This window comes from Mesorhizobium sp. M0518 (genome assembly GCF_040321125.1).
Taxonomy (GTDB): Bacteria; Pseudomonadota; Alphaproteobacteria; order Rhizobiales; family Rhizobiaceae; genus Mesorhizobium.
In genome coordinates, this window is sequence record NZ_JAMYQY010000001.1 from 504144 (window position 1) to 528584 (window position 24441).

Annotated in this window: 24 protein-coding genes; 9 read left to right on the top strand and 15 right to left on the bottom strand. The window is 63.3% G+C overall.

All coding sequences use genetic code 11. The features are described from left to right. Positions 1-106: 106 nt before the first annotated feature. A complete protein-coding gene (locus NKI66_RS02510) occupies positions 107-1177 on the top strand; it encodes a TraB/GumN family protein (protein WP_023811275.1) in 1071 nt (356 codons plus the stop codon). Positions 1178-1179: 2 nt separating this feature from the next. On the opposite strand, the gene NKI66_RS02515 is transcribed toward NKI66_RS02510, so the two are convergent. From NKI66_RS02515 to NKI66_RS02580, 14 genes are all read right to left on the bottom strand, one after another. Continuing rightward, positions 1180-1653, bottom strand: coding sequence for a DUF2867 domain-containing protein (locus NKI66_RS02515; protein WP_050592690.1), 474 nt, complete (start codon positions 1651-1653; stop codon positions 1180-1182). A gap of 650 nt (positions 1654-2303) precedes the next feature. Further along, positions 2304-3710, bottom strand: coding sequence for a dihydrolipoyl dehydrogenase (gene lpdA / locus NKI66_RS02520; RefSeq protein WP_023811277.1), 1407 nt, complete (start codon positions 3708-3710; stop codon positions 2304-2306). A gap of 23 nt (positions 3711-3733) precedes the next feature. After that, positions 3734-4489: an SDR family oxidoreductase gene (locus tag NKI66_RS02525; protein ID WP_023811278.1), complete on the bottom strand. Its 756-nt coding sequence runs from the start codon at positions 4487-4489 to the stop codon at positions 3734-3736. Further along, a complete protein-coding gene (locus NKI66_RS02530; RefSeq protein ID WP_023811279.1) occupies positions 4486-5004 on the bottom strand; it encodes a hypothetical protein in 519 nt (172 codons plus the stop codon). Before NKI66_RS02530 ends, NKI66_RS02525 begins: the two co-directional genes overlap by 4 nt. 59 nt (positions 5005-5063) lie before the next feature. After that, positions 5064-6344, bottom strand: coding sequence for a 2-oxoglutarate dehydrogenase complex dihydrolipoyllysine-residue succinyltransferase (odhB, locus tag NKI66_RS02535; protein WP_023811280.1), 1281 nt, complete (start codon positions 6342-6344; stop codon positions 5064-5066). 47 nt (positions 6345-6391) lie between these two features. Beyond that, complete coding sequence (locus NKI66_RS02540) at positions 6392-9379, bottom strand: 2-oxoglutarate dehydrogenase E1 component (protein WP_023811281.1); 2988 nt, start codon at positions 9377-9379, stop codon at positions 6392-6394. 149 nt (positions 9380-9528) lie between these two features. Then, the gene (gene sucD / locus NKI66_RS02545) at positions 9529-10431 is read right to left on the bottom strand and encodes a succinate--CoA ligase subunit alpha (protein ID WP_023811282.1); all 903 of its coding nucleotides are present in this window, start codon (positions 10429-10431) and stop codon (positions 9529-9531) included. Between the two features lie 14 nt (positions 10432-10445). After that, the gene (locus NKI66_RS02550; protein WP_023811283.1) at positions 10446-10865 is read right to left on the bottom strand and encodes a PIN domain-containing protein; all 420 of its coding nucleotides are present in this window, start codon (positions 10863-10865) and stop codon (positions 10446-10448) included. After that, the gene (locus NKI66_RS02555; protein WP_023811284.1) at positions 10855-11085 is read right to left on the bottom strand and encodes a hypothetical protein; all 231 of its coding nucleotides are present in this window, start codon (positions 11083-11085) and stop codon (positions 10855-10857) included. Before NKI66_RS02555 ends, NKI66_RS02550 begins: the two co-directional genes overlap by 11 nt. A gap of 64 nt (positions 11086-11149) precedes the next feature. After that, complete coding sequence (locus NKI66_RS02560) at positions 11150-11521, bottom strand: cupin domain-containing protein (protein WP_023811285.1); 372 nt, start codon at positions 11519-11521, stop codon at positions 11150-11152. A gap of 4 nt (positions 11522-11525) precedes the next feature. Next, positions 11526-12719, bottom strand: coding sequence for an ADP-forming succinate--CoA ligase subunit beta (sucC, locus tag NKI66_RS02565; RefSeq protein ID WP_023811286.1), 1194 nt, complete (start codon positions 12717-12719; stop codon positions 11526-11528). A gap of 43 nt (positions 12720-12762) precedes the next feature. Continuing rightward, a complete protein-coding gene (mdh, locus tag NKI66_RS02570; RefSeq protein WP_013528846.1) occupies positions 12763-13731 on the bottom strand; it encodes a malate dehydrogenase in 969 nt (322 codons plus the stop codon). 749 nt (positions 13732-14480) lie between these two features. Then, positions 14481-15683, bottom strand: coding sequence for a cell division protein ZapE (gene zapE / locus NKI66_RS02575; protein WP_023811287.1), 1203 nt, complete (start codon positions 15681-15683; stop codon positions 14481-14483). Between the two features lie 53 nt (positions 15684-15736). Then, a complete protein-coding gene (locus tag NKI66_RS02580; protein ID WP_023811288.1) occupies positions 15737-16276 on the bottom strand; it encodes a protease inhibitor Inh/omp19 family protein in 540 nt (179 codons plus the stop codon). A 261-nt stretch (positions 16277-16537) separates the two neighbouring features. On the opposite strand from NKI66_RS02580, the gene NKI66_RS02585 reads away from it, so the two are divergent. The 8 genes from NKI66_RS02585 to NKI66_RS02620 all read left to right on the top strand — a co-directional run bounded on the left by NKI66_RS02585 (position 16538) and on the right by NKI66_RS02620 (position 23892). Continuing rightward, the gene (locus NKI66_RS02585) at positions 16538-17557 is read left to right on the top strand and encodes an MBL fold metallo-hydrolase (RefSeq protein ID WP_023811289.1); all 1020 of its coding nucleotides are present in this window, start codon (positions 16538-16540) and stop codon (positions 17555-17557) included. Positions 17558-17634: 77 nt separating this feature from the next. Continuing rightward, positions 17635-17796 (top strand): DUF1328 family protein, encoded by a 162-nt coding sequence (locus NKI66_RS02590; RefSeq protein ID WP_023811290.1) that lies wholly within the window; start codon positions 17635-17637, stop codon positions 17794-17796. Positions 17797-17892: 96 nt separating this feature from the next. After that, entirely contained in the window at positions 17893-18777 is an 885-nt protein-coding gene (gene dapF / locus NKI66_RS02595; RefSeq protein ID WP_023811291.1) for a diaminopimelate epimerase, read from the top strand. Further along, positions 18777-20090: a tRNA (N(6)-L-threonylcarbamoyladenosine(37)-C(2))-methylthiotransferase MtaB gene (gene mtaB, locus NKI66_RS02600; protein WP_031213274.1), complete on the top strand. Its 1314-nt coding sequence runs from the start codon at positions 18777-18779 to the stop codon at positions 20088-20090. Before dapF ends, mtaB begins: the two co-directional genes overlap by 1 nt. Positions 20091-20102: 12 nt before the next feature. Continuing rightward, positions 20103-21914, top strand: a complete 1812-nt coding sequence (gene ftsY / locus NKI66_RS02605; RefSeq protein WP_023811293.1) for a signal recognition particle-docking protein FtsY — start codon at positions 20103-20105, stop codon at positions 21912-21914. Between the two features lie 61 nt (positions 21915-21975). Continuing rightward, positions 21976-22650, top strand: a complete 675-nt coding sequence (locus tag NKI66_RS02610; RefSeq protein ID WP_023811294.1) for a septation protein A — start codon at positions 21976-21978, stop codon at positions 22648-22650. A 51-nt stretch (positions 22651-22701) separates the two neighbouring features. Continuing rightward, on the top strand, positions 22702-23322 hold the full coding sequence (locus NKI66_RS02615; RefSeq protein ID WP_023811295.1) for a pyridoxamine 5'-phosphate oxidase family protein: 621 nt from the start codon (positions 22702-22704) through the stop codon (positions 23320-23322). Positions 23323-23361: 39 nt separating this feature from the next. Beyond that, complete coding sequence (locus tag NKI66_RS02620) at positions 23362-23892, top strand: NADPH-dependent FMN reductase (protein WP_023811296.1); 531 nt, start codon at positions 23362-23364, stop codon at positions 23890-23892. 276 nt (positions 23893-24168) lie between these two features. Here the strand turns inward: NKI66_RS02620 and NKI66_RS02625 are convergent, their stop codons facing one another. Next, complete coding sequence (locus NKI66_RS02625) at positions 24169-24375, bottom strand: tautomerase family protein (RefSeq protein ID WP_023811297.1); 207 nt, start codon at positions 24373-24375, stop codon at positions 24169-24171. Positions 24376-24441: the final 66 nt, after the last annotated feature.

A 24441-nucleotide genomic window follows, 5' to 3' on the forward strand; every position in this document is an offset into this window, starting at 1 on the left:
TACCAATTAACCGTTTTGCCGCTTTTCGGTTCTAGAACTGACCATGATCCCGAAAAGTGGGACCCGGTTTTCGGAAAAGATCATGGTCAAACATGAAGACAGAACCATGAAACGCGTCATCGCCATCGCCGACCGTGCAGCTTCCGTGTCGCTGAAGCTGCTCGTCGCACTCAATGTTCTGTTCTTCCTGTCGTTCCTCGCCGTGCTGCTGTTCGCGGCCGGCAAGGCGCATGCCGGAATCCCGACCTGCACCGGCGCCGACATGCTGTCGGCCTTGCAGAAGAACGATCCGGCGACCTACCGCAAGATCGAAGCGGAAGCCGCAGCGACACCGAACGGCAAGGGCCTGTTGTGGAAGCTGGAAAAGCCCGGCGAGAAGCCGTCCTTCCTGTTCGGCACCATGCATATGACCGACCCGCGTGTCACCACGCTGCCTCCCGACGCGCAGAAAGCCTATGACGCCGCCGGCACCATCGTCATCGAAACCACCGACGTGCTCGACAAGCAGAAGATGATGGTCGCGATGCTCCAGGAGCCGGACCTGATGATGTTCACTGATTCGACGACGCTGGCGTCGCTGCTGTCGCCCGACGATGCGGCGGCCATGAACGCCGCGCTCGACGCACGCGGCATTCCTCCGGCAACGGTTGCCAAGATGAAGCCGTGGATGCTCTCGGCCATGATGGCACTGCCGGCCTGCGAGCTGGCCCGCCAGTCAGGCGGCGCCCCGGTGCTCGATGTCAGGCTGGCCCAAGGTGCGAAGGCTTCCGGCAAGCCGGTGGAAGGATTGGAGACGGCTGAAAGCCAGCTGCGGGCCATGGCCTCGCTGCCGCTGGCGTTTCACATGAAGGGTCTCGTCGACACGCTGAAGCTCGGCGATAAGATCAACGACATCAACGAAACCATGATCGTGCTCTACCAGCGCGGCGACACCGGCATGTTCTGGCCGCTGTTTCGCGTGGCCATGCCCGATGGCACGGACGACCCCGCGGGCTATGCGGCGTTCGAGGAAACCATGATCACCAGCCGCAACAAGGTGATGGTCGAGCATGCCGAACCGATCCTTGCCAGGGGCAACGTCTTCATGGCGGTCGGCGCCCTCCACCTTCCCGGTCCCGAAGGCCTCGTCGAGGATTTCCGCAAGGCCGGTTACACCGTCACGCCTGTAGGCCTGTAACCTTATCTGATCTGGGCCAGCATCGCCGGAACGACGATCCGGTGAAACGGCATGATGATCGCGAGATAGGCGCGACCGAGCCAATTGTGCGTCTTGACGATCGTCGTCGCGGCCACTTCCTGCCGGCCCATGCCGAGATCCCTGACTTCGACCAGGACCCGGAAATCGAGATGTCGGTCGTCGAGGCCAAGCACAACCTTGCCGGGAAACTGGCTGATGAGCGGAAATATCCCGATCCGGCCCGACGGCAACACCGCAGCTTCCAGGCCCGTCTTCAGCCGGAACGGCCTGACGGCCAGGTTGCGCAGCGCCATGAGCCTGCCGATCCAGGGCGGTGTTCGCCCCAAGGCGCGTTCCGCCGCGCCGAGTGCGGTTAAAGAAAGACCTTCAGTGACCAGCACATAGCGGTCGGCGAACTGGGCTCCGGCGAGAGCATCGCAGTGATTCGGGACAACCTGCCCTAACGGATTTGTCACGGCAAAATCCTCTGATTCGAGCTTAACAGACGCAAACTTGGCGCGCTGCGGGGCGAAACGACGCCGTTCAGGCTGCGGAAAGGCAGGATTGTCCTTGTTTTTGGCGTTTTCCAACCCTAGCGTGAAACCAGTTCAATGATTGCGCGTTGAATGGTGTTGATTGATATTTTTCATCCACGGAGGACACTTTTATGGCGAACGCACCGAATCCAAACGATCCGTTCAATCCCAACACCACCAACACCACCATCAAACAGAGCGGTGGCGGCGGTAGTGGCTGGCTGATTGCGCTGGTCGTCGTTATTCTGGCGGTTGTCGCGTATTATGTTTTCGGAAGAAGTGGTGAGCACCCGGCACCAGCCGAGCCGCCGGCGGCCAGCACACCGGCCCCCGCGCCCGCACCGGCAGAACCGATGAAGCCAGCCGAACCTGCACCTGCACCTGCACCTGCACCTGCACCGGCCCCTGCAGAACCGGCCCCGGCCCCAGCGCCCGCACCGGCTCCAGCGCCGGCTCCTGCCGCACCGGCCAACTGATCGGTTCGATATCAAATACGAACGGCCCGCTGAAAGCGGGCCGTTTTGGTTAGTGGTGTCACCGTGCCTTCGTCATCCTCGGGCTTAACCCGAGGATGACGAAGCATTGGCCTTTTAGATGTGGATGGGCTTGAAGAACGTGGCCAGCGCCGCCTCCTTGATCGCCTCCGACATCGTCGGATGCGCATGGCAGGTGCGGGCGAGATCCTCCGACGAGCCGCCGAACTCCATCAGCACCGCCGCCTCGTGGATCATCTCGCCGGCGCCGAAGCCGACGATATGCACGCCGAGCACGCGGTCGCTTTGCTTGTCGGCGAGGATCTTCACAAAACCGTCGGTGTGCAGCATGGCGCGCGCCCGGCCATTGGCGCTGAACGGGAACTTTCCGACCTTGTAGTCGATGCCGGCCTTCTTCAACTCTTCCTCGGTCTTGCCGACCGAGGCGATTTCCGGGCTGGTGTAGACGACGCTCGGAATGACGTCATAGTTCACGTGGCCGACCTGGCCGGCAATGGTTTCCGCTACCGCCACGCCCTCGTCCTCGGCCTTGTGCGCCAGCATCGGCCCGGCGATGACATCGCCGATGGCATAGATGCCCGGGACATTGGTCTTGAGATGGCCATCGGTCTTGACGCGGCCGCGCTCGTCGACCTCGACGCCGGCTTCCCCGAGCCCGAGACTGTCGGCATAGGCCCGGCGCCCGGTGGCGATCAGCACGGCATCAGCCTCGATCGTCTCGGCGGCGCCGCCCTTGACCGGCTCGAAGGTGACCGCGGCACCCTTCTTGGCCTTGGCGACGCCTGTGACCTTGGCGCCGAGCTTGAACTCGAAACCCTGTTTGGATAGCAGCCGCTGGAACTGCTTGGAGACCTCGCCGTCCATGCCGCCCAGGATGGTGTCGAGGAATTCGACCACGGTGACCTTGGCGCCGAGCCGCGCCCACACCGAGCCGAGCTCGAGCCCGATGACACCGCCGCCGACCACCACCAGATGGCCGGGCACCTTCTCCAGCGACAGCGCGCCGGTCGACGACACGATCACCTTCTCGTCGATGTCGACCTTGACGCCGGGAATGCCGGCGACATCCGATCCGGTGGCGATGACGATGTTCTTGGTCTCGATCTCCTCGACCTTGCCGTCCTCGCCGGTCACCGAGACCTTGCCGGCCGCGACCACCTTGCCGGTGCCGCGAAAGCTGTCGATCTTGTTCTTCTTGAACAGGAAGGCGACGCCGTTGACGTTCGACGTCACCGTCGCATCCTTGTGCGCCATCATCTTCTTCAGGTTCAATTTCGGCGCTGATATCTCGACGCCGAGCGTGTCGAAGGAGTGGCCGGCCTCGGCGAACATCTCGGAGGCATGGAGCAGGGCCTTGGACGGGATGCAGCCGATGTTCAGGCAGGTGCCGCCGAAGGTGGCATTCTTCTCGACCACCGCAACCTTGAGCCCGAGCTGCGCCGCCTTGATGGCGCAGACATAGCCGCCCGGTCCCGATCCGATGATAACGACGTCATAAGCCATGTTTGTTTCCCTTTGCTTGGCGCTCAGCGGCCGCCGCTTACATTCAGGATCGCGCCCGTCGTATAGGACGCGGCGTCGGATAGAAGATAGAGAACCGCGCCCGCGACTTCATCAGCCGTGCCGGCTCTTTTCATCGGCAGCAGGTCGCGGAACCGCTCTATCCTGTCCGGCTGCCCGGCGGAGGCATGGATCTCGGTATCGATGAGGCCGGGCCGCACCGCATTGACGCGAATGCCTTCCAGTGCGACCTCACGGGCGAGCCCGACGGTGAACGTGTCGATGGCACCCTTGGAGGCGGCATAGTCGACAAATTCGCCCGGCGAGCCCAACGTCGCTGCCGCCGACGAGATGTTGACGATCGATCCGCCCGCCCCGCCATGACGGGTCGACATGCGCTTCACCGCTTCGCGGGCACACAGGAACGAGCCGACGACATTGATGCGCATCATGCGCTCCAGCCGCGCGACGTCCATCTCGTCGACACGCGCCTTGACGTCGACGATGCCGGCATTGTTGACGAAGGCGTCGAGCCGGCCATAAGCGCGGTCGACGGCCTCGAACATGGCCACGATATCGGCCTCGCTGCCGACATCGCCCTTGACGGCTAAGGCCTCGCCGCCGCCGGCCTTGATCTCGGCGACCACTGCGTCAGCGGCAGCCTGGTTCGAGGCATAGTTGACCGCCACGCGGTAGCCGGCCTTCGATCCTAGCCGGCAGACCGCGGCGCCAATGCCGCGGCTACCGCCGGTGACCAGCAGCACCTTTTTCGCCTCGCTCATTCCTGGCATCCCTTCAAGACAAACACATCCCACGGCACTTTCGAAAACCCGCTGCCGCCATAGGCCGAGGATTGGCGCAACGCCGGCCCGAGGTCCGGCAGGATCAGCGTCTTCGGCGCTTCGACCCCTTCGGCCGGCAGCAGTCCGATGTTGCCCTTGTCATCCGACGTGTAGATGACGCCATGCCAGGGCGTGCAGGCAGCAAGCTCCTCGCCGGTGACGTCGCCTTCGGGGCATTTGTACATCAGCGCGCCGTTCGGCCGCGACACGCCTTCGTTCCACATAACGATACCGTTGAGCACCACATTGTTGTCGAGGATCATGCGGAAGCTGTTGGTGACGGTCGCCGAGGTGCCGGTCGGCGTGAAATCGATTTCGCTGCCGCTCTGGGCGTCGCCATAGACGGCGAGCTCGATCGGACAGGCTGCATGGGCGCCGGCGGTGGCCAGCACCATGCCGGCCGCGATCGATGCGATCGAAAGCACCTTGGAAAGGCTAAGGGAACGGGTCGTCATTCTGCCGCGCAGATCCCTTCCTCCGGCACGCATTCCAACAGCCGGATCAGCACCAGACCTCAGAGATCAAGCACCAGCCGTTCCGGATCCTCCAGGCTTTCCTTGACGCGGACCAGGAAGGTCACTGCTTCCTTACCGTCGACGATGCGGTGATCGTAGCTGAGCGCCAGATACATCATCGGCCGGATCACGATCTGGCCGCCGACCACGACAGGCCGCTCCTGGATCTTGTGCATGCCAAGAATGCCCGACTGCGGCGCGTTGAGGATAGGCGTCGACATCAGCGACCCGTAAACGCCACCGTTGGAAATCGTAAACGTGCCGCCTTGCATGTCGGCGACCGACAGCTTGCCGTCGCGGGCGGCGATGCCCAGCCGGCCGATGTCCTTCTCGATCTCGGCGATCGACATCTGGTCGGCATTGCGCACGACCGGGACGACGAGGCCCTTTTCGGTGCCGACGGCGACGCCGATATGGGCATAGTTCTTGAAGATGATGTCGGTGCCGTCGATCTCGGCATTGACCGAAGGGATTTCCTTCAGCGCGTGGGTGACGGCCTTGGTGAAGAAGCCCATGAAGCCGAGCTTCACGCCATGCTTCTTCTCGAACACGTCCTTGTATTTGGTGCGCAGCGCCATCACCGCTGACATGTCGACCTCGTTGAAGGTGGTCAGCATGGCGGCGGTCGACTGCGCTTCCTTGAGGCGGCGCGCGATGGTCTGGCGCAGCTTGGTCATGCGCACGCGCTCCTCGCGCGAGGCGTCGTCGCCGGAGGATGGCGCGCGCACGGCAACCGGTGCAGGTGCCGCCTTCGGCGTCTCTGCCGGCTGTGACGGCGCGCCTTTGGAGATGGCGTCGAGCACGTCGCCTTTCAGCACCTGGCCACGCTTTCCCGAACCGGAGATCTGGTCGACCGAGAGATTGCTTTCGGCGATCAGTTTCGCCGCGGCCGGTGCCGGTGGCATGGTGCGCGGCTCGACCGGGCCGGCGTCGCCGGCGATCTTGGCGGTCTCGGCCGCGGCCTGCTTGCCGGTCGATGCCGCATCCGGCGACGAGGCCTGCGACACCGCCTGCGGCTTGGTTGCCGGCGCGGCGGCCGCGCCGCCTGCCGAAATCGAACCCAGCAGCGCGCCGACACCGACCGTCTCACCTTCCTTGACGGTGATCTCACCCAGAGTGCCGGCGGCGGCGGCAGGCACCTCCACCGTCACCTTGTCGGTCTCGAGCTCGACCAGCGGTTCATCGGCGGCGATTGTATCGCCAACCTTCTTGAACCATTTGCCGACGGTCGCTTCAGTGACGGATTCGCCGAGAGTGGGAACGCGGATTTCGGTAGCCATTGTGCCTGTCCGTTTTCTTTCGGTTCTGTTGTTCGCCCAGATATTCTCTATTCACCAAGCGCGTCTTCGAGCAAGGCGGCGAGCTGGGCGAGATGCTTTGACATCAGTCCGGTCGCCGGCGAGGCGGCGGCAGGACGGCCGGTGTAGCGCACCCGCTGATGCTTGGCGTCGATATGCGCCAGCACCCATTCCAGATACGGGTCGATGAACGACCAGGCGCCCATGTTCTTGGGCTCCTCCTGGCACCAGACCATCTCGGCATTGCGGAAACGCGACAGTTCCGTAATCAGCGCCTTGGCCGGGAACGGATAGAGCTGTTCGACGCGCAGCAGATAGATGTCGTTGATGCCGCGCTTCTCGCGCTCCTCATAGAGGTCGTAATAGACCTTGCCCGAGCACAGCACGACGCGGCGGATCTTCGAATCCTTGGTGAGCTTGATCGCCTGCCCGGAAAGCAGTTGCGCGTCGTCCCAAAGCAGCCGGTGGAACGAGCTTTCGCCCGAAATTTCCGGCAGCGTCGACACCGCCCGCTTGTGGCGCAGCAGCGATTTCGGCGTCATCAGGATCAGCGGCTTGCGGAAGTCGCGCTTCAGCTGCCGGCGCAATATGTGGAAGTAGTTGGCCGGCGTCGTGCAGTTGGCCACTTGCATGTTGTCTTCGGCGCAAAGCTGCAGGAAGCGTTCGAGCCGGGCCGAAGAGTGTTCCGGACCCTGGCCTTCATAGCCATGCGGCAACAGGCAGACGAGGCCCGACATTCTGAGCCACTTGCGCTCTCCGCTGGAGATGAACTGGTCGAACACCACCTGGGCACCGTTGGCGAAGTCGCCGAACTGCGCTTCCCACAAGGTCAGCGCCTTCGGCTCGGCCAGGCTGTAGCCATATTCGAAGCCCAGCACCGCCTCTTCCGACAGCATCGAGTTGATGACTTCGTAGCCAGCTTGAGCCGCCGACAGATTGTTGAGCGGGATGTAACGGGTCTCGTCGCGCTGGTCGTAAAGGACCGAATGGCGCTGCGAGAAGGTGCCGCGTTCGGAATCCTGGCCCGACAGGCGGATCGGATTGCCGTCGAGCAGGATGGCGCCGAAGGCCAGCGCCTCGGCCGTTGACCAGTCGATGCCTTCGCCCGACTCGATCGCCTGGCGGCGGTTCTCGAGGAAGCGGATGATCGTCTTGTGCGCTTCGAAATCCTTCGGCACCTCGGTCAGCTTCTTGCCGATTTCCTTCAGCGTCTTGACCGGCACGGCGGTCTTGCCGCGCCGCTGTTCATCCTGGTTGTCGGCGGTGCGCAGGCCCGACCAGGCGCCGTCCAGCCAATCGGCCTTGTTGGGCTTGTAGTGCTGGCCGACTTCCCATTCCGATTCCAGATGCGCCCGCCAGTCGGCCTTGAGCTGGTCGAGTTCAGCCTGGCTGATGTGACCCTCGGCGATCAGCCGGTCGCCATAGATCTGGACCGTCGTCTTGTGGGTGCGGATGTTGCGATACATGATCGGCTGGGTGAAGGCCGGCTCGTCGCCCTCATTGTGGCCGAAGCGGCGATAGCAGAACATATCGACCACAACAGGCTTGAAGAACTTCATGCGGAATTCGATCGCCACCTTGGTGGCGTGCACCACGGCTTCCGGGTCGTCGCCATTGACGTGGAAGATCGGCGCCTCGATCATCTTGGCCACGTCTGATGGATAGGGCGACGAGCGCGAGAAGCGCGGGTTGGTGGTGAAACCGATCTGGTTGTTGATGATGAAGTGCAGCGTGCCGGCGACGCGGTGGCCGCGCAGGCCGGACAGGCCGAGGATCTCGGCGATCACGCCCTGACCGGCGAAGGCGGCATCGCCATGCAGCAAGAGCGGCAGCACCTTGGCGCGCTCTTCCAGCGGTACGATCTCCTCGCGGCTGCGGCCGAACAGGTAATCCTGCTTGGCGCGCGCCTTGCCCATCACCACCGGATCGACGATTTCCAGATGCGAGGGGTTGGCAGTCAGGGACAGATGCACCTTGTTGCCGTCGAACTCGCGGTCCGACGAGGCGCCGAGATGGTACTTGACGTCGCCCGAGCCCTCGACCTCGTCGGGTGCGGCCGAGCCGCCCTTGAACTCGTGGAAGATGGCGCGGTGCGGCTTGGCCATCACCTGGGAGAGCACGTTCAGCCGGCCGCGATGCGCCATGCCGAGCACGATCTCCTTCATGCCGAGCTGGCCGCCGCGCTTGACGATCTGCTCCAGCGCCGGGATCAGCGCTTCACTGCCATCGAGGCCGAAGCGCTTGGTGCCCTTGTACTTGACGTCGATGAACTGCTCGAAGCCTTCGGCCTCGACCAGCTTCTGCAGGATCGCCTTCTTGCCGGTGGCGGTGAAGGTGATCTCCTTGTCGGCGCCCTCGATGCGGGCCTGGATCCAGGCCTTTTCCTCGGGGTCCGAAATATGCATGAACTCGACGCCGAGCGTCGAGCAATAGGTTCGGGTCAGGATTTCCAGCATCTGCCGGATGGTGCCGAATTCAAGGCCGAGCACATTGTCGAGGAAGATCGGCCGGTCATAGTCGGCTTCGGTGAAGCCATAGTTCTCCGGCGACAGCTCGTTGTAATCCTCGAGCGGCTTGGCGATGCCGAGCGGATCGAGATTGGCGTGCAGATGGCCGCGCATGCGGTAGGCGCGGATCATCATGATGGCGCGCACCGAATCGCGCGTCGCCTGGTGCACGTCGGCATCGGACAGGACGACGCCGTTGGTGACCGCCTTGTCCTTGACCTTCTTTTCGATCGTCTTCTCGACGATGCCCCAGTTGCCGTCGAGCGCCGAGACCAGTTCGCCATTCGCCTGCAGCGGCCAGGAGGGCTTGGCCCAGGAGGCGCCCTTGGCATTCCTGCGCACATCGCCGGCATCGTCTTTCAGCCCGGCGAAGAACTCCTGCCATTCGGGATTGACCGAGGCGGGATCGTCCTCATAGGCGGCGTAGAGCGCGTCGATGTAATCGGCGTTGCCGCCATAGAGGAATGAGGTGAGCGAAAATTGGTCGTTGGCCTGATCTTGTCTTGCCATTTTTGTCCGCGGAGCCTGGCTCCGTCTCCTGTTTTTGGAGGGGAGTAGGGCAGTAGGGGAGTAAGGCAGTAGGGAAAGCAGGCGGTTGCCGCCGCTCGTCCCGTTCTTCCTATTCCCCTACTGCCATACTGCCCTACTCCCTTACTGCCTTAACCCTTGATCGCCTCGACCAGCGTCGTGCCTAGCCGCGCCGGCGAGGGCGATACTTTTATCCCAGCCGATTCCATCGCCGCGATCTTGTCTTCCGCGCCGCCCTTGCCGCCGGAGATGACCGCGCCCGCATGGCCCATGGTGCGGCCGGCCGGCGCCGTGCGCCCGGCGATGAAACCGGCCATCGGCTTGCTTCGGCCACGCTTGGCTTCGTCCTTGAGGAACTGCGCGGCGTCTTCCTCGGCGGAACCGCCGATCTCGCCGATCATGATGATCGACTTGGTCTCGTCATCGGCGAGGAACATTTCGAGCACGTCGATGAATTCGGTGCCCTTGACGGGGTCGCCGCCAATGCCAACGGCGGTGGTCTGGCCGAGGCCGACATTGGTGGTCTGGAACACTGCCTCATAGGTAAGCGTTCCCGACCGCGAAACAACGCCGACCGAGCCCTTGCGGAAGATGTTTCCGGGCATGATGCCGATCTTGCATTCGTTGGGCGTCAGCACGCCCGGGCAGTTCGGCCCGATCAGCCGCGACGTCGAGCGGTCGAGCCGCGCCTTGACCTTGATCATGTCCATCACCGGGATACCTTCGGTGATGCAGATGATCAGCGGGATCTCGGCCTCAATCGCTTCCAGGATGGCCTCGGCGGCACCCGCCGGCGGCACATAGACGACCGAGGCGTTGGCGCCGGTCTTTTCCTTGCCCTCGGCGACGGTGGCGAAGATCGGCAGGCTCTCGCCCTTCGCGCCGGTCCACGTCTCGCCACCCTTCTTCGGGTGGATGCCGCCGACCATTTTCGTGCCGTGATAAGCCAGCGCCTGTTCGGTGTGGAACGTGCCGGTCTTGCCGGTCAGGCCCTGCACCAGCACCTTGGTGTTCTTGTCGACGAGAATGGACATTTTTTGCGACCTGATCAGTGATTGCGGAAGGGGTTCATGGCGACCACGGAGCCATAAGACTGCCCGTGGTTGAGGTCTTCGGTGTAGAGTATCTTGACGCCAAGGCGCTCGGCGGCGGCGATGATGGCGCCATCCCAATATGAAATCTGGTAGCGTTGCGCGTTCGCGATGCCCTGCATTACAACGGCGCTATCCAGATCCTGGCAGGGCTTCATGGAGATCGCGGCGACCCATTCGGCCGCCTTCGCCGGCGCCAGTGTGACCTCAGCCCGCTTGGTCACGTTGACATAGAACTCCTGCAGCACCTGTGCGGAGGTCGAATAGTCTTCCTTGGCGATCAACTCCACGGCGCGCTCATACTTCGCGCGCTCGGCCTTGTGTCCGATGGCGGCATAGACGAGGATGTTCGTGTCGAGGAAGCAGTCAGCGATCATAGAGAGCTTCCCGGTTCCATTTCTTGCCACCCATGTCGCCTGCCGCCTCGCGGGCGAGCCGCAGAAGGGCCTGCCGTGCCTCGTCCTTGGCGTACCGCTTGGCGGCCACTGCCGAGAAAAACTCCCGCACCATGGCGTTGACGGTCGTTCGCTGTTCGGCGGCCGTCAGCTTGACCTGCTCCAAGACCTCGTCTTCGACTGCCAGAGTGATGTTCTTCATTTCTCTTTTCTCCTGCGCCTACTTCACACAGTATATGTGTAACTGTGTGGCAGTCGCAAGTTCGTTACAGCCGCTTCAGGTCGGCGACGGTGAGGTCGCTTTTGGCATTGCCGGTGTTGAGCGTCGTTGCCGGCTCGAACATCAGCACGACGGGTTCCGCAGTCAGCGAGCGCGGCCGGTGTTCGACGCCGCGCGGCACGACGATGAAATCGCCCTCGCCGAGCTCGACGGGACCGTCACGGAAATCGATGGCGATACGCCCGCGCAGCACGAGGAAGGCTTCGTCCTCATTGTCATGCGCATGCCAGTCGAACATCTCGCCGAACTTGGCGACCTTCGCCTGGCTGTCGTTGACATCGCCGGCGATATGCGGATCGAAAACCTTGGTGATGGTCCGATCCGCCGCCTCGACGAGGTTTATCTTGCGCGGAGGCATCCGCTCAGCCCTTCACCGCCGCCACGATCTTCTTGGCTGCGTCGTCGAGATCATCGGCCGACACCACGTTGAGGCCGCTGTCGTTGATGATCTTCTTGCCAAGCTCGGCATTGGTGCCTTCCAGGCGCACCACCAGCGGCACTTCCAGCCCGACTTCCTTGACCGCGGCAATGACGCCCTCGGCAATGATGTCGCACTTCATGATGCCGCCGAAGATGTTGATCAGGATACCCTTGACTGCCGGATCCCTGGTGATGATCTTGAACGCCGCCGTGACTTTTTCCTTGGATGCGCCGCCACCGACATCGAGGAAGTTGGCCGGCTCGGCGCCATAGAGCTTGATGATGTCCATCGTCGCCATGGCAAGGCCGGCGCCATTGACCATGCAGCCGATATTGCCGTCGAGCGCGACATAGGCGAGGTCGTATTTCGACGCCTCGATTTCCTTCTCGTCCTCTTCCGTGGTGTCGCGCAGTTCGAGCACGTCGGGGTGGCGGAACAGCGCGTTGTTGTCGAACGACACTTTCGCGTCGAGCACGCGCAGCCGGCCGTTCTTCATGACGATCAGCGGGTTGACCTCGAGCAGGCTCATGTCCTTCTCGACGAAGGCCTTGTAGAGGATCGGGAACAGCGTATCGCCGTCCTTGGCCGCATCGCCGTCGAGCTTGAGCGCGCCGTTGAGCGCCTTCAGGTCGGCTGCTGTGACGCCTTTTTCCGGATCGATGGCGACGGTGATGATCTTTTCGGGCGTGTCATGGGCGACCGCTTCGATGTCCATGCCGCCTTCGGTCGAGACGACGAAGGCGATGCGGCCGACCGAACGGTCGACCAGGATCGACAGATAGAGCTCGCGTTCGATGTCGGCACCGTCCTCGATGTAGAGGCGGTTGACCTGCTTGCCGGCCGGACCGGTCTGCTTGGTCACCAGCGTGTTGCCCAGCATCTCGTTGGCGTTGGCGACGACGTCGGCCACCGATTTCGCCAGCCGCACGCCGCCCTTGGCGTCCGGGCCGAGCTCGGTGAATTTGCCCTTGCCGCGGCCGCCGGCATGGATCTGGCTCTTCACCACATAGAGCGGGCCCGGCAGCGCCTTGGCGGCGGCTTCCGCTTCGCTCGCCTTGAACACCGGCACACCTTCGGCCACCGGCGCGCCAAAGCTCTTCAGCAGCGCCTTGCCCTGATACTCATGGATGTTCATCTGGGTGGTCTCCGGATCGACTGGGGGTTCACTTACTGGAGATTCATTTGGAGGCGAGTTGCGGCGCGATCTTGACGCAGGCCTCGGTCAGGCCCTGCACCGTCGCCACAGAGGAGTCGAACATCTTCTGCTCGCTCTTGTTGAGTTCGATCTCGATGATGCGCTCGACGCCGCCGGCGCCGATCACCACGGGAACGCCGACATAGGTGTTCTTGACGCCATACTGGCCGGAGAGATACGCCGCGCAGGGCAGCACGCGCTTCTTGTCCTTGAGATAGGCTTCGGCCATCGAGATCGCCGAAGCGGCCGGCGCGTAATAGGCCGAACCGGTCTTGAGCAGGCCGACGATCTCGGCGCCGCCGTCGCGGGTGCGCTGCACGATCTGGTCGAGCTTCTCCTTCGAGGTCCAGCCCATCTTGATGAGGTCGGGCAGCGGAATGCCCGATACCGTCGAATAGCGGATCATCGGCACCATGGAATCGCCGTGGCCGCCGAGCACGAAGGCGGTGACGTCCTCGACCGAGACCTTGAATTCCTCTGCCAGGAAATAGCGGAAGCGCGCGCTGTCAAGCACGCCGGCCATGCCGACGACATGGCTGTTGGGCAGGCCTGAGAACTTCTGCAGCGCCCAGACCATGGCGTCGAGCGGGTTTGTGATGCAGATGACGAAGGCCTTCGGCGCGTACTTCTTCAGCCCGGCGCCGACCTGTTCCATGACCTTGAGGTTGATGCCCAAAAGGTCGTCGCGGCTCATGCCGGGCTTGCGCGGCACGCCGGCGGTGACGATGCAGACGTCGGCCCCTTCGATGCCGGCATAGTCGTTGATGCCGGTGAGCCTGGAGTCGAAGCCATCGACAGGCGACGACTGCGCGATATCGAGCCCCTTGCCCTGCGGGATACCTTCGGCAATATCGAACAGCACCACGTCGCCGAGGTCCTTGAGGCCGATCATGTGAGCGAGCGTGCCGCCGATCATGCCAGAGCCGATAAGCGCTATCTTGTTGCGTGCCATGTGAGGATGTTTTCCCTTTGTCGGTGACGACGTCTCAAATCTCTGGTGATTTGATGGCGGCGTCGAAGAAGAGGCCGGAATGCTGCGGGGAACCGCGAATTTTCGCCGCACCCAATAGCCCCGGCACGCAAAAAATTCAAACGATTATTTTGGTGTCAGTATTTTCAATCGGTTAGATCATTTGGGATTTACGTAAACGTCAAAGTTTGTAAGCCGACTTGGGAAGAAATAGCCGACGAAGATGGAAATCGTAAGGCTGGATGCAGGCGATGACGCCCTTGTGATGGCGGTCGCCAAATCTCCCCCTTGAGGGCAGGGCTATCGCATATGGAATTCCTGAGATGTCTGCCCGGCACGGACCCCCACGCCTAACCCCTCCCCACAAGGGAGAGGGAGACTTCCGTTGGCGCTGGCCCAGGAGCATCGCCTGTCTTTTCGGCGCCAAGAAGAATTAAAGGCACGCGGCAGCGTTCCCTCCCCCTTGTGGGGAGGGTTAGGGTGGGGGTTCTTCTTCGCAAGAATCCATGTGCGATAGCCCTGCCCGCAAGGGGGGAGATGTCACCGAAGGCGACAGAGGGGGTCGCCGCGCGTGAAGCGCTGGCGCCATCTGTGCCGCGCCCGGTCGAACCAACCCCCTCTGGCCTGCCGGCCATCTCCCCCCTCAAGGGGGGAGATCGATTGCCACGCGATTTCGCCAATCTTCAACGAAGCAGGAATGAGCGGGGCGCCTAAGCTGCCAATTGCTTTCTTTAGGCCTGCGCCTGCGACGCTTCCGACACCGCCGGCTTTCCTTTCTGCCGCTCCGCCCAATCCTCCAGCCAGTCGCGGCTTTGCATCTCGATCAGCCGCGATGCCGTGCGCTCGAACTCGAAGGCTTCGACGCCGCGCTTGGCTGCATAAAGTGCTTGCGGCGGCGCTTCGGCGCTCGCCACCAGCCGCATACGATGGTCGTAGAGCGTGTCGATCAGCAGGATGAAGCGCTTGGCCTCGTTGCGCTTGCCTTCGCCGAGCACCGGGACGTGGTCGATGAAAATGGTTGAGAAGCGCCCGGCGATCGCCAGGAAATCACGCGCGCCAAGCGGCTTCTCGCAGAGATCGGCGAAGGAGAACCGCGCCGCATCGCCCGCCGCACGCGGCACGATCACCTGCCGCCCTTTGAGGGCCAGCGACGTCTCGGCGGTCGGCGCGCCCCGCGTCATGGCTTGCCAGGCCTCGTCGAGTAGCTGGTCCGCCGCCGCGTCGGCCGGCGTCACATAGACCGGTGTCCGGGCGAGCTTTTCCAGCCGGTAGTCCTTGTCGGCATCGAGCGCCAGCACCTGTGTGTGCCGCTCCAATATGCCGATGAAGGGCAGGAAAAGCTGGCGGTTCAGCCCGTCGCTGTAGAGGTTTTCCGGCGCCACATTCGAGGTGGCGACCAGCACCACGCCGCTGGCAAACAGCGCCGAAAACAACCTGGACAGGATCATCGCGTCGGCAATGTCGGTGACCGAGAACTCGTCGAAGCACAGCACCCAGGCTTGCTCGGCAAGGGCCTTGGCCACCGGCGGGATCGGATCGTCTTCCCTGACGTCGCCATTCTTGCGCGCCTGCCGGTGCTTCTGGATACGGTCCTGCACGTCGGCCATGAAGTCGTTGAAGTGGACGCGGCGCTTGCGCCGCACCGGCAGCAAGTCGAAGAACATGTCCATCAGCATGGTCTTGCCGCGGCCGACGCCGCCATGGATGTAGAGGCCTTTGACGGCCTCATGCGTCTCGCGCTTGCGGGCGAACAGCCAGCCCAGCGCGCTCGACTTATGCGCCAGCCGCTTGGCCGAGATCTCATCGGTCAGCCGGTCGAGCGCCGCAACGATCCGTTCCTGCGCCGGATCGCGGTCGATCGTACCGGTTTCCACCAGATGGTCGTAGCGCTGCCTAACGGTCGCATGGGTCTGGAGGCCGTCACGCAGATGCATCGGTCACGTCGTTCTGGAGCGATTCCGGGAACCGGAATTGCGTAAAACAAAAACTATCTCGTAAGCGAAATCGGCTGGCCGTTGGAAGTCTGGCCGTCGAATTTCGAGCCGCCCGAGGAATAGAGCCGCGCCAGCGCACCGCCGCTCTCGTCATAGAGCGTCAGCTGCTTGCCGGCGACGTTCCACGACTTGATGCCGTCCATCGGCGCCGGGCAATGCAGCGGACCGGCGCGGAAGCCGGCGCCGAATTTGGTCTGCGGTGTCGCCACCTTGCAGCTCTGGCCCGCAACGCTGGCGTTCCAGACACCGGCGACGCTGGCGGCGGTCACGTCCGAAGCGCCGGCCGGCGCCGAACCATCCGAAGGCAGCGCGGCGACCTGCGTGTTCGCCGGAGCGGTCGGGAATTGCGAAGGGTCGGTGGTGCCGGGCGATGCCGGCGGCGGCAGTTGGTTCGCCGTCACCTTGCCGGCGGGCGCGGCCTCCAGCGGTGCCGGCTGCTGGTCATCCATCGAGGAAAAACGTGAGGTCGAACAGCCGCTCGCAACGAGCGCCGCCAGCGATACGGCCACCAGACCGGTTTTCGAAAAAGTCATTCCAACCTCCGTCGGATCCGGCTGGGGGGAAGCCGTCCGCACAATCTCACCCCCACCAAGATGGAGAAGGTGGCGAAATTTCAACCCGATATGGTTAAAATACAGTTTGCAGCCAGAAGTGTTGCAATTTTATCGCAATGGGGACGGCTGACCGCTTGTCGCCCGTCGCTTGGGAATTCCGGTCAACACTTCGTCGGTGGACGCTTGCGCGAACCGCCTTAGCGCCTATGTCTGGAAACGAAACCCTGCTGGAGCCGCAAATTGGCCGCGAGAAAGACTGCCGCCAATCGCTATTACAGCGGCCCGCCCAGCGACCATTTCGACGGCGCATTGTTCTTCAATCCCGACGGCCAGCCACCCGGCCGTTTCGCCGACCTGCTGAAATGGCAGTTGAATGGCCAGCGCTCGAAATGGCCGGCGAGCGATGCAAGCCCCTTTCCGCAGGCGAAACCGACGGCTCGGGTCGAGGGCGCTGCGCTGGAAGTGACCATGGTTGGTCATTCCACCTTGCTGGTCCAGACGGCCGGTCTGAACATTCTTACCGATCCGGTGTGGTCGCTGCGCGCGTCGCCGCTTTCCTTCGCCGGACCAAAACGCATCAATGCGCCAGGCATCGCCTTTGCCGACCTGCCGTCGATCGACCTCGTTCTGGTCAGCCACAACCACTATGACCATCTCGACCTCGCCACGTTGAAGCGGCTGAAGGCCGGCCACGACCCGCTGGTGCTCACTCCGCTCGGCAACGACGCCATCATCGAAGCCGCCGTGCCCGGCATGCGACTGTCGGCGCATGACTGGGGCGACAGGGTCGAGATCGGCAATGGCGCCGCCGTCCATGTCGAGCCGGTGCATCACTGGTCGGCGCGTGGCGCCCGCGACCGGCGCATGGCGCTGTGGGCCGGCTTCGTCGTCGAAACGCCTGACAGCAAGCTCTATTTCGCCGGCGACACCGGCTTCCACGATGGCATCAACTACCGGCTGATGGCTGAGAAACATGGCGGTTTCCGCTTCGCCATCCTGCCGATCGGCGCCTATGAGCCGCGCTGGTTCATGGCGCCGCAGCACCAGAACCCCTGGGAGGCGGTGCAAGGCATGGCGCTGTGCAATGCCGCCCATGCCGCCGGCTGCCACTGGGGCACTTTCCAGCTCACCGACGAGCCGATCGACGAGCCGGCGCGCAAATTGACCGAGGCGCTTGACGATCAAGGCATCCCCCGCGAGCGCTTTCGCGCCTTGCGGCCGGGTGAGGTATGGGATGTGCCGGAGCACATAGCGCCCTGATCGGTTTCGACGGAACCCCAGCGCGGCAACCGCGTTTTCATGTGGTTGAAAAATCTGCCGGTTTGCGAGGCATTGCCATGCTCAAATGGATCGTCGTTCTCCTGATCGTCGCCGCGGCGGCGAGTCTGCTCGGCATGCCGGCGCTGGCAGGTGCCGCCGCCACCGGTGCGCGCATCCTTATCGGCATCGTTCTGATCATTTTCCTGCTGATGGTGCTGGGCATTTTCGCCGTCACGTAAGTCCGGCGCTTTCGCCGTGACCAAGCGGCTGCGCACTGGTAATTCCTGCCCGTTTCCGCCATATAGCGCCAAACGGATACGGAATTTTTCGGAGCAATGGCCAGCACCGCCCCTTTCGCCAAGATGAACGGTATCGGCAACGAGATCATCGTTGCCGATATGCGTGGCCGTGCCGATCGGGTGACGGCGGCGGCGGCGATTGCGCTGAATGCCGATGCCGCGACCAGCTTCGACCAGATCATGGCGATCCATGACGCCAGGACGCCGGGCACCGCCTTTTTCATCGACATCTTGAATTCCGATGGAACCAGCGCCCAGGCCTGCGGCAATGGCATGCGCTGCGTCGTCCAGGCGCTCGCCGCCGAGACCGGCCAGAAGATCTTCACCTTCGAAACCGTGGCAGGCATCCTCAATGCGCGCGAACATGCCGACGGTTCGATCTCGGTCGACATGGGCACGCCGCGCTTCGGCTGGCAGGATATCCCGCTGGCCGAGGAGTTCCGCGACACCCGGATGATCGAGCTGCAGATCGGCCCGATCGACGCGCCGGTGCTGCATTCACCCTCGGTCGTCTCGATGGGCAATCCGCACGCCATCTTCTGGGTCGACAATGACGTCTGGTCCTATGAGCTCGACCGCTTCGGCCCGCTGCTCGAGAACCACCCGATGTTCCCCGAGCGCGCCAACATCACCATCGCTCAGGTTACTTCGCCCGAAACGATGATCATCCGCACCTGGGAGCGCGGCGCCGGACTGACCAAGGCCTGCGGCTCGGCCGCCTGCGCCGCCGTCGTGGCCGCTGCCCGCACCAACCGGACCGGCCGCAGCGTCAGTCTGTTGACCCCCGGCGGCGGCATGCTGCATGTCGAATGGCGCGACGATGACCACGTGGTCCTGACGGGCGCCGCCGAATGGGAATTTTCCGGCAGCTTCGACCCGTCGAACGGGACATGGGCCCGCGACACCGAAAGCGCGGCCTGATGTCCGCTCTGCCCAAGAGCCCGATGTCCCAGGGCATCGATGTCGTCACCTTCGGCTGTCGGCTCAACACCTATGAATCGCAGGTGATGCGGCGCGAGGCTGAAAGTGCCGGTCTGGGCGCGCTGGAAGGTGGCGCCATGATCTTCAACACCTGCGCCGTGACAGGCGAAGCAGTGCGCCAGGCCAAGCAGGCGATCCGCAAGGCGCGCCGCGACAACCCGCAGGCGCGCATCATCGTCACCGGCTGCGCCGCGCAGACCGAGCCTGAAAAATTCGCCGCCATGGACGAGGTCGATCTCGTGCTCGGCAATGAAGAGAAGCTGAAGGCCAACTCCTATCGCGCACTGCCGGATTTCGGCGTCAACGACACCGAAAAGGCACGCGTCAACGATATCTTTTCGGTGCGTGAGACCGCAGGCCACATGGTCGACGCCATCGAGGGCCGGGCACGCGCCTTCGTCCAGGTGCAGAATGGCTGCGACCACCGCTGCACCTTCTGCATCATTCCCTACGGCCGCGGCAATTCGCGCTCGGTGCCGATGGGCGCCGTGGTCGAGCAGGTCAAGCGGCTCGCCGGCAACGGCTATGCCGAGATCGTTCTGACCGGCGTCGACATGACATCATTCGGCGCCGATCTGCCGGGCGCGCCGAAGCTCGGCAGGCTGGTGAAAACAATCCTGAAACAGGTGCCGGACGTGAAGCGCCTGCGGCTGTCCTCCATCGATTCGATCGAGGCCGACGACGATCTGCTCAACGCCATCGCCACCGAGCCGCGGCTGATGCCGCATCTGCATCTGTCGCTGCAGTCGGGCGACGACATGATCCTGAAGCGGATGAAGCGCCGGCATCTGCGCGACCAGTCGATCCGCTTCTGCGAGGATGTGCGCAAGCTGCGCCCCGGTATCGTCTTCGGCGCCGACATCATCGCCGGCTTCCCGACCGAGACCGACGAAATGTTCGAGAACTCGGAAAAAATCGTCGAGGAGTGTGGCCTGACCCATCTCCACGTCTTCCCGTTCAGCCCACGCGAAGGCACGCCTGCCGCGCGCATGCCCCAGCTCCGCCGTGAATTGGTCAAGCAGCGCGCCGCCCGGCTGCGCGCCGCCGGTGAAGTTGCGTATATCAGGCATCTGTCGTCGCTCACCGGTACGCGTCAGTCGATCCTGATCGAGCGCGACGGCCTTGGCCGCACCGAGGGTTTTACGCTTGCCGCACTCGGCACGGGCGCACCGGGTGAGATCGTCGAGGCCGATATATCAGGCCACGATGGTAGCAGGCTGATCGCGGCGCCCCTCGCCGCCCGCGCGGCCTGAGAAACGCAAAGCATGGCTGGTTTTTTCAAGAAGATATTTTCGTTCGGCAAGAAAGAGGTGGTCGAGGAGCGGGTCGACGAGACCGCCCCGCTGCCGCCGATCAAATGGGAAGCGCTCGAGGCGCTGAAGCCGGCGGCCGAGCAGGTCGTTCCGGAGTTCTTGAAGCGTGACGAGCTGGAGCGCGAGGCGGAAACTGCGCCGACGCCGACGACGGTCGAGCCGGAAGTGATCCCCGCGCCGGAATCGGCGCCTGTCGAGAAGCCGGTGCCCGAGCCGGCACCGGCCATTCCGCCAGCACCGGAGCCGACTATTCCCTCCGAGCCGGAACCCCTGCCGGAGCCCGAGCCGGAAGAAGAACCCGCGCCCGAGACGCCTGCCGAGCCGCCGGCGCCCGAGGAGATACCAACACCTCCCGCCGTTCCGGAGCCTGCTCCCGAACCGCAGCCGCAGGAGGTCCCGCCACCCGCGCCGGCCGAGCCGGAGATCGTCCCGTCACGCCCGGAACAGCAGCCGGAACCGGAACCGGTCGAAGTGCCGACGCCTGCCGAGGTTCCGGCCGAGACACCAGCCCCGATCGAGGTGCCGACACCGGGGCCGGCCCCTGCTCAGCCATTATCAGAGGTCAGCGCCGCCCCTCATCCGCCTGCTGGCACCTTCTCTCCGTCTGAAGACGGGGAGAAGGAAGAAGTTTCAGCACCGACGCCCGAAGCCCCGCCTGCCGAAATCGCACCTCCCATTCGCCAGCCGGCGCCGATCGAATCGCAGCCGGTCATTGCGGAAATTGCGCCCGAGCCGCAGTCTCTTCCACAACCCGCGCCGGAGCCAAAAGCCGCACCCGGCAAGGTGACCGTCACCAAGAAGGTCGAGCAGAAGGCCGAGCCACAGAAGGCGCCGGAGCCGGCACCGAGGCGCTCATGGTTCCAGCGCATGAAGGACGGGCTTGCCCGCTCCTCCAAGGAGCTCACCGGCAACATTGCCGGCGTCTTCACCAAGCGCAAGCTGGACGAAGAGACTTTGCAGGACCTTGAGGATGTGCTGATCCGTGCCGATCTCGGCATGGAGACGGCCTTGCGCGTTACCGACGCGCTGGCCGCCAGCCGCTACGGCAAGGACGTCTCCGACACCGAGGTCCGCGCCATCATGGCGGCCGAGGTGGAAAAAGTGCTGGCCCATGTCGCCATGCCGCTGGAGCTCGACCTTTCACACAAGCCGCATGTCATCCTGGTGGTCGGTGTCAACGGCACCGGCAAGACCACAACTATCGGCAAGCTGGCCGCCAAGCTCACCGATGGTGGCCTGTCGGTGATGCTCGCCGCCGGCGACACCTTTCGCGCCGCCGCGATCGAGCAACTGAAGATCTGGGGCGAGCGGACGAAATCGCCTGTGATCGCCTCAAAGATCGGCGCCGATGCCGCGGGACTGGCCTATGACGCCTTCGAGAAGGCCAAGGAGGCCGGTTCCGACGTGCTGATCATCGACACCGCCGGCCGCCTGCAGAACAAGACTGAACTGATGGCGGAGCTCGAAAAGATCGTCCGCGTGCTTGGCAAACTCGACCCGGAAGCACCGCACACCGTGCTGCAGACGGTCGACGCCACCACCGGCCAGAACGCGCTCAACCAAGTCGAGATCTTCCGCAATATCGCCGGCGTCAACGGCCTGGTGATGACCAAGCTGGACGGCACGGCGCGCGGCGGTATTCTGGTGGCGATCGCGGCAAAGCACAAATTGCCGGTCTATTTCATCGGCGTCGGCGAACAGGTCGACGACCTCGAACCTTTCTCGGCAAGCGAATTCGCCAGGGCGATCGCTGGAGTAGCTTAACAAGCATGTCCCAAAAAGTTGCAGACTTTTTGGATCAGATCATGCGCAAGAAAGAGATTCCATGAACCCACCCATTCTCGAACGCGATCCGTCGGACCCGCAGAAGCAGAAGAAGGAAGGCGTCAATCCGCTGCTCAAGCTAGTGCTGGAGCTGGGTCCGTTGATGGTGTTCTTCTTCGCCAATGCGCGCGGCGGATGGCTGGTGCAGAAATTCCCTGTTCTGGCCGAGTTCGGCGGGCCGATTTTCGTCGCCACCGGGCTGTTCATGGCCGCCACGGCAATCGCCCTGATCGCCTCGTGGCTGCTCACCCGCACCTTGCCGATCATGCCGATGGTGTCGGGCGTCGTCGTCTTCATCTTCGGCGCGCTGACGCTCTATCTGCAGGACGACATCTTCATCAAGATGAAGCCGACCATCGTCAACACGCTGTTCGGCGGCGTGCTGCTCGGCGGGCTCTACTTCGGCAAGTCGCTGCTTGGCTATGTCTTCGATTCGGCCTTCAGCCTCGACGCCGAAGGCTGGCGGAAACTGACCTTCCGCTGGGGCCTGTTCTTCCTGTTCCTGGCCATCGTCAATGAGGTGGTGTGGCGCAATTTTTCCACCGACGCCTGGGTTACTTTCAAGGTCTGGGGCATCATGCCGATCACGCTTCTGTTCACCTTCAGCCAGATGCCGCTGATCCTGCGTCATTCACTCGAGGACAAGGCCGGCAAAGAAGAGAGAACCGGAAAGTAGAAAAAGCGGTTCTGCGTTCGTGAAACAATGAACCGTTCTGGGGAGAGGGACATGGAATTCATCACCACGCGCGACCAGTTGAGGACGATCTACAAGACGCCACGGCCGACCGACGGTTCTATCCGCAAGGAGCTGAAAAAACTTGACGGCCATTGCCGCTCCTTCATCGGCAAGAGCCCGTTCGTGCTGATCGGCTCGTCCGACGGTGCCGGCAATGCCGACGTGACGCCGAAGGGCGACAAGCCGGGCTTTGCCACCGTTCTCGACGACACCACCATCGCCATTCCCGATCGGCCCGGCAACAACCGGCTCGACACGTTGGAAAACATTCTCCTCAATCCCTCTGTCGGGCTGCTCTTCCTCATTCCCGGCATGAACGAGACGCTGCGCGTCAACGGCGATGCCCGCATCACCGTCGACGCAAATTTGCGCGAACGCCTCGCCGTCGACGGCAGGGAGCCGCAAAGCGTCGTCGTGGTCAGCGTCAAGGCCGCCTACATGCACTGCGCAAAAGCCTTCATGCGCTCGGACCTGTGGAAGCCGGAAACCTGGTACGACCGTGCGACGCTGCCGACGCTCGGCCAGATCATGCGCGATCAGCTGGCGGTTGCCGATTCCGCCGAGGCGACCGACCGCTGGCTCGACGAGGAATACAAGAAGACGATGTGGTAGGTTTCCGGACGCGATTCGCGTCTGGACCGATTCCATACCTTGCTGAACATCCTTGCCATTTCCGGCAGCCTGCGCGCGGCTTCCACCAATTCGGCGCTGATCGCCGCACTGGCCCGCGAAGCGCCGTCCGGCTGCCGCGTCACCGTCCATGACGGGCTTGGCCGTCTGCCCATCTTCAATCCCGATGATGAGGGCGAGCGGACGCCGCTCGAAGCCTCCAAGCTGATCGATGCCGTCACCCGAGCCGACGGCGTGATCGTCTCCTGTCCGGAATATGCCCATGGCGTGCCGGGCGGGCTGAAGAACGCCCTCGACTGGCTGGTCTCGCGCGACGCCGCCGTCGCCAAGCCCGCCATGCTGGTGCACGCCTCGCCGCGCTCGCTGTTCGCTCGCGCCGCACTGGCCGAGATCATGCGCACTATGTCATTCGCGTTGTGCGAGGATATGCTGGAGATTGTGCTGTTGGGGAAGAAGCAGCCGGAGGTCGAGAGCATCCTGGCGGAGCCGGCGAACCGGCTGGCGATGCGCGATGCGCTGAATGCTTTCGCGGACTTTATCCGCGCCCGTTGAGTGCCGACCCACCACGCATTCGTCATCCTAGGGCGAAGCAAGGAGCGAAGCGACGCGGCGCAGACCCTAGGATCCATGCCGCGACCTTTGCCGAGAATGCATCGGTCCAAGAAGGGCAGCCTAACGTTGGATACTACACGGACCGCCAAAGACAGTATTGCACCGTTGTGCCCTGCTCGAAAGTCGCGGCATGGATCCTAGGGTCTCCGCGACGTCGCTTCGCGACTGCTTCGCCCTAGGATGACGAAGGAAAGGGGCTTCGCCATGCCTTCGAAATCAACCCTTTCGCAGCGTCTCCACATCCGTCTTCCCAACATACCAATCACGCGCATTGACCTCCTCGAAAACCACCCAGACATCGTCGTTGCTCAGCCCGGTGGCGTCCATGATGGCCGCCGTGACCTTTTTGGCGATGTCCGCCTTCTTGCCCGCCGGATCGGCTGATATCACTTCCTTGACGATGCGGATGTTGACGAATGGCATTTTTTCCTCCCGGGATGTTCGTGCTCGCGACCCGCTTCGATGAAACCGTCGAACGGCCGCCAGTGC

Coding starts and splice junctions, on each gene's coding strand:
- NKI66_RS02510 (WP_023811275.1), top strand. CDS start 107: ATGAAACGCGTCATCGCCATCGCCGACCGTGCAGCTTCCGTGTCGCTG.
- lpdA (WP_023811277.1), bottom strand. CDS start 3,710: ATGGCTTATGACGTCGTTATCATCGGATCGGGACCGGGCGGCTATGTC.
- NKI66_RS02525 (WP_023811278.1), bottom strand. CDS start 4,489: ATGAGCGAGGCGAAAAAGGTGCTGCTGGTCACCGGCGGTAGCCGCGGC.
- NKI66_RS02530 (WP_023811279.1), bottom strand. CDS start 5,004: ATGACGACCCGTTCCCTTAGCCTTTCCAAGGTGCTTTCGATCGCATCG.
- odhB (WP_023811280.1), bottom strand. CDS start 6,344: ATGGCTACCGAAATCCGCGTTCCCACTCTCGGCGAATCCGTCACTGAA.
- NKI66_RS02540 (WP_023811281.1), bottom strand. CDS start 9,379: ATGGCAAGACAAGATCAGGCCAACGACCAATTTTCGCTCACCTCATTC.
- sucD (WP_023811282.1), bottom strand. CDS start 10,431: ATGTCCATTCTCGTCGACAAGAACACCAAGGTGCTGGTGCAGGGCCTG.
- NKI66_RS02550 (WP_023811283.1), bottom strand. CDS start 10,865: ATGATCGCTGACTGCTTCCTCGACACGAACATCCTCGTCTATGCCGCC.
- NKI66_RS02555 (WP_023811284.1), bottom strand. CDS start 11,085: ATGAAGAACATCACTCTGGCAGTCGAAGACGAGGTCTTGGAGCAGGTC.
- NKI66_RS02560 (WP_023811285.1), bottom strand. CDS start 11,521: ATGCCTCCGCGCAAGATAAACCTCGTCGAGGCGGCGGATCGGACCATC.
- sucC (WP_023811286.1), bottom strand. CDS start 12,719: ATGAACATCCATGAGTATCAGGGCAAGGCGCTGCTGAAGAGCTTTGGC.
- mdh (WP_013528846.1), bottom strand. CDS start 13,731: ATGGCACGCAACAAGATAGCGCTTATCGGCTCTGGCATGATCGGCGGC.
- zapE (WP_023811287.1), bottom strand. CDS start 15,683: ATGCATCTGCGTGACGGCCTCCAGACCCATGCGACCGTTAGGCAGCGC.
- NKI66_RS02580 (WP_023811288.1), bottom strand. CDS start 16,276: ATGACTTTTTCGAAAACCGGTCTGGTGGCCGTATCGCTGGCGGCGCTC.
- NKI66_RS02590 (WP_023811290.1), top strand. CDS start 17,635: ATGCTCAAATGGATCGTCGTTCTCCTGATCGTCGCCGCGGCGGCGAGT.
- dapF (WP_023811291.1), top strand. CDS start 17,893: ATGGCCAGCACCGCCCCTTTCGCCAAGATGAACGGTATCGGCAACGAG.
- mtaB (WP_031213274.1), top strand. CDS start 18,777: ATGTCCGCTCTGCCCAAGAGCCCGATGTCCCAGGGCATCGATGTCGTC.
- ftsY (WP_023811293.1), top strand. CDS start 20,103: ATGGCTGGTTTTTTCAAGAAGATATTTTCGTTCGGCAAGAAAGAGGTG.
- NKI66_RS02610 (WP_023811294.1), top strand. CDS start 21,976: ATGAACCCACCCATTCTCGAACGCGATCCGTCGGACCCGCAGAAGCAG.
- NKI66_RS02615 (WP_023811295.1), top strand. CDS start 22,702: ATGGAATTCATCACCACGCGCGACCAGTTGAGGACGATCTACAAGACG.
- NKI66_RS02625 (WP_023811297.1), bottom strand. CDS start 24,375: ATGCCATTCGTCAACATCCGCATCGTCAAGGAAGTGATATCAGCCGAT.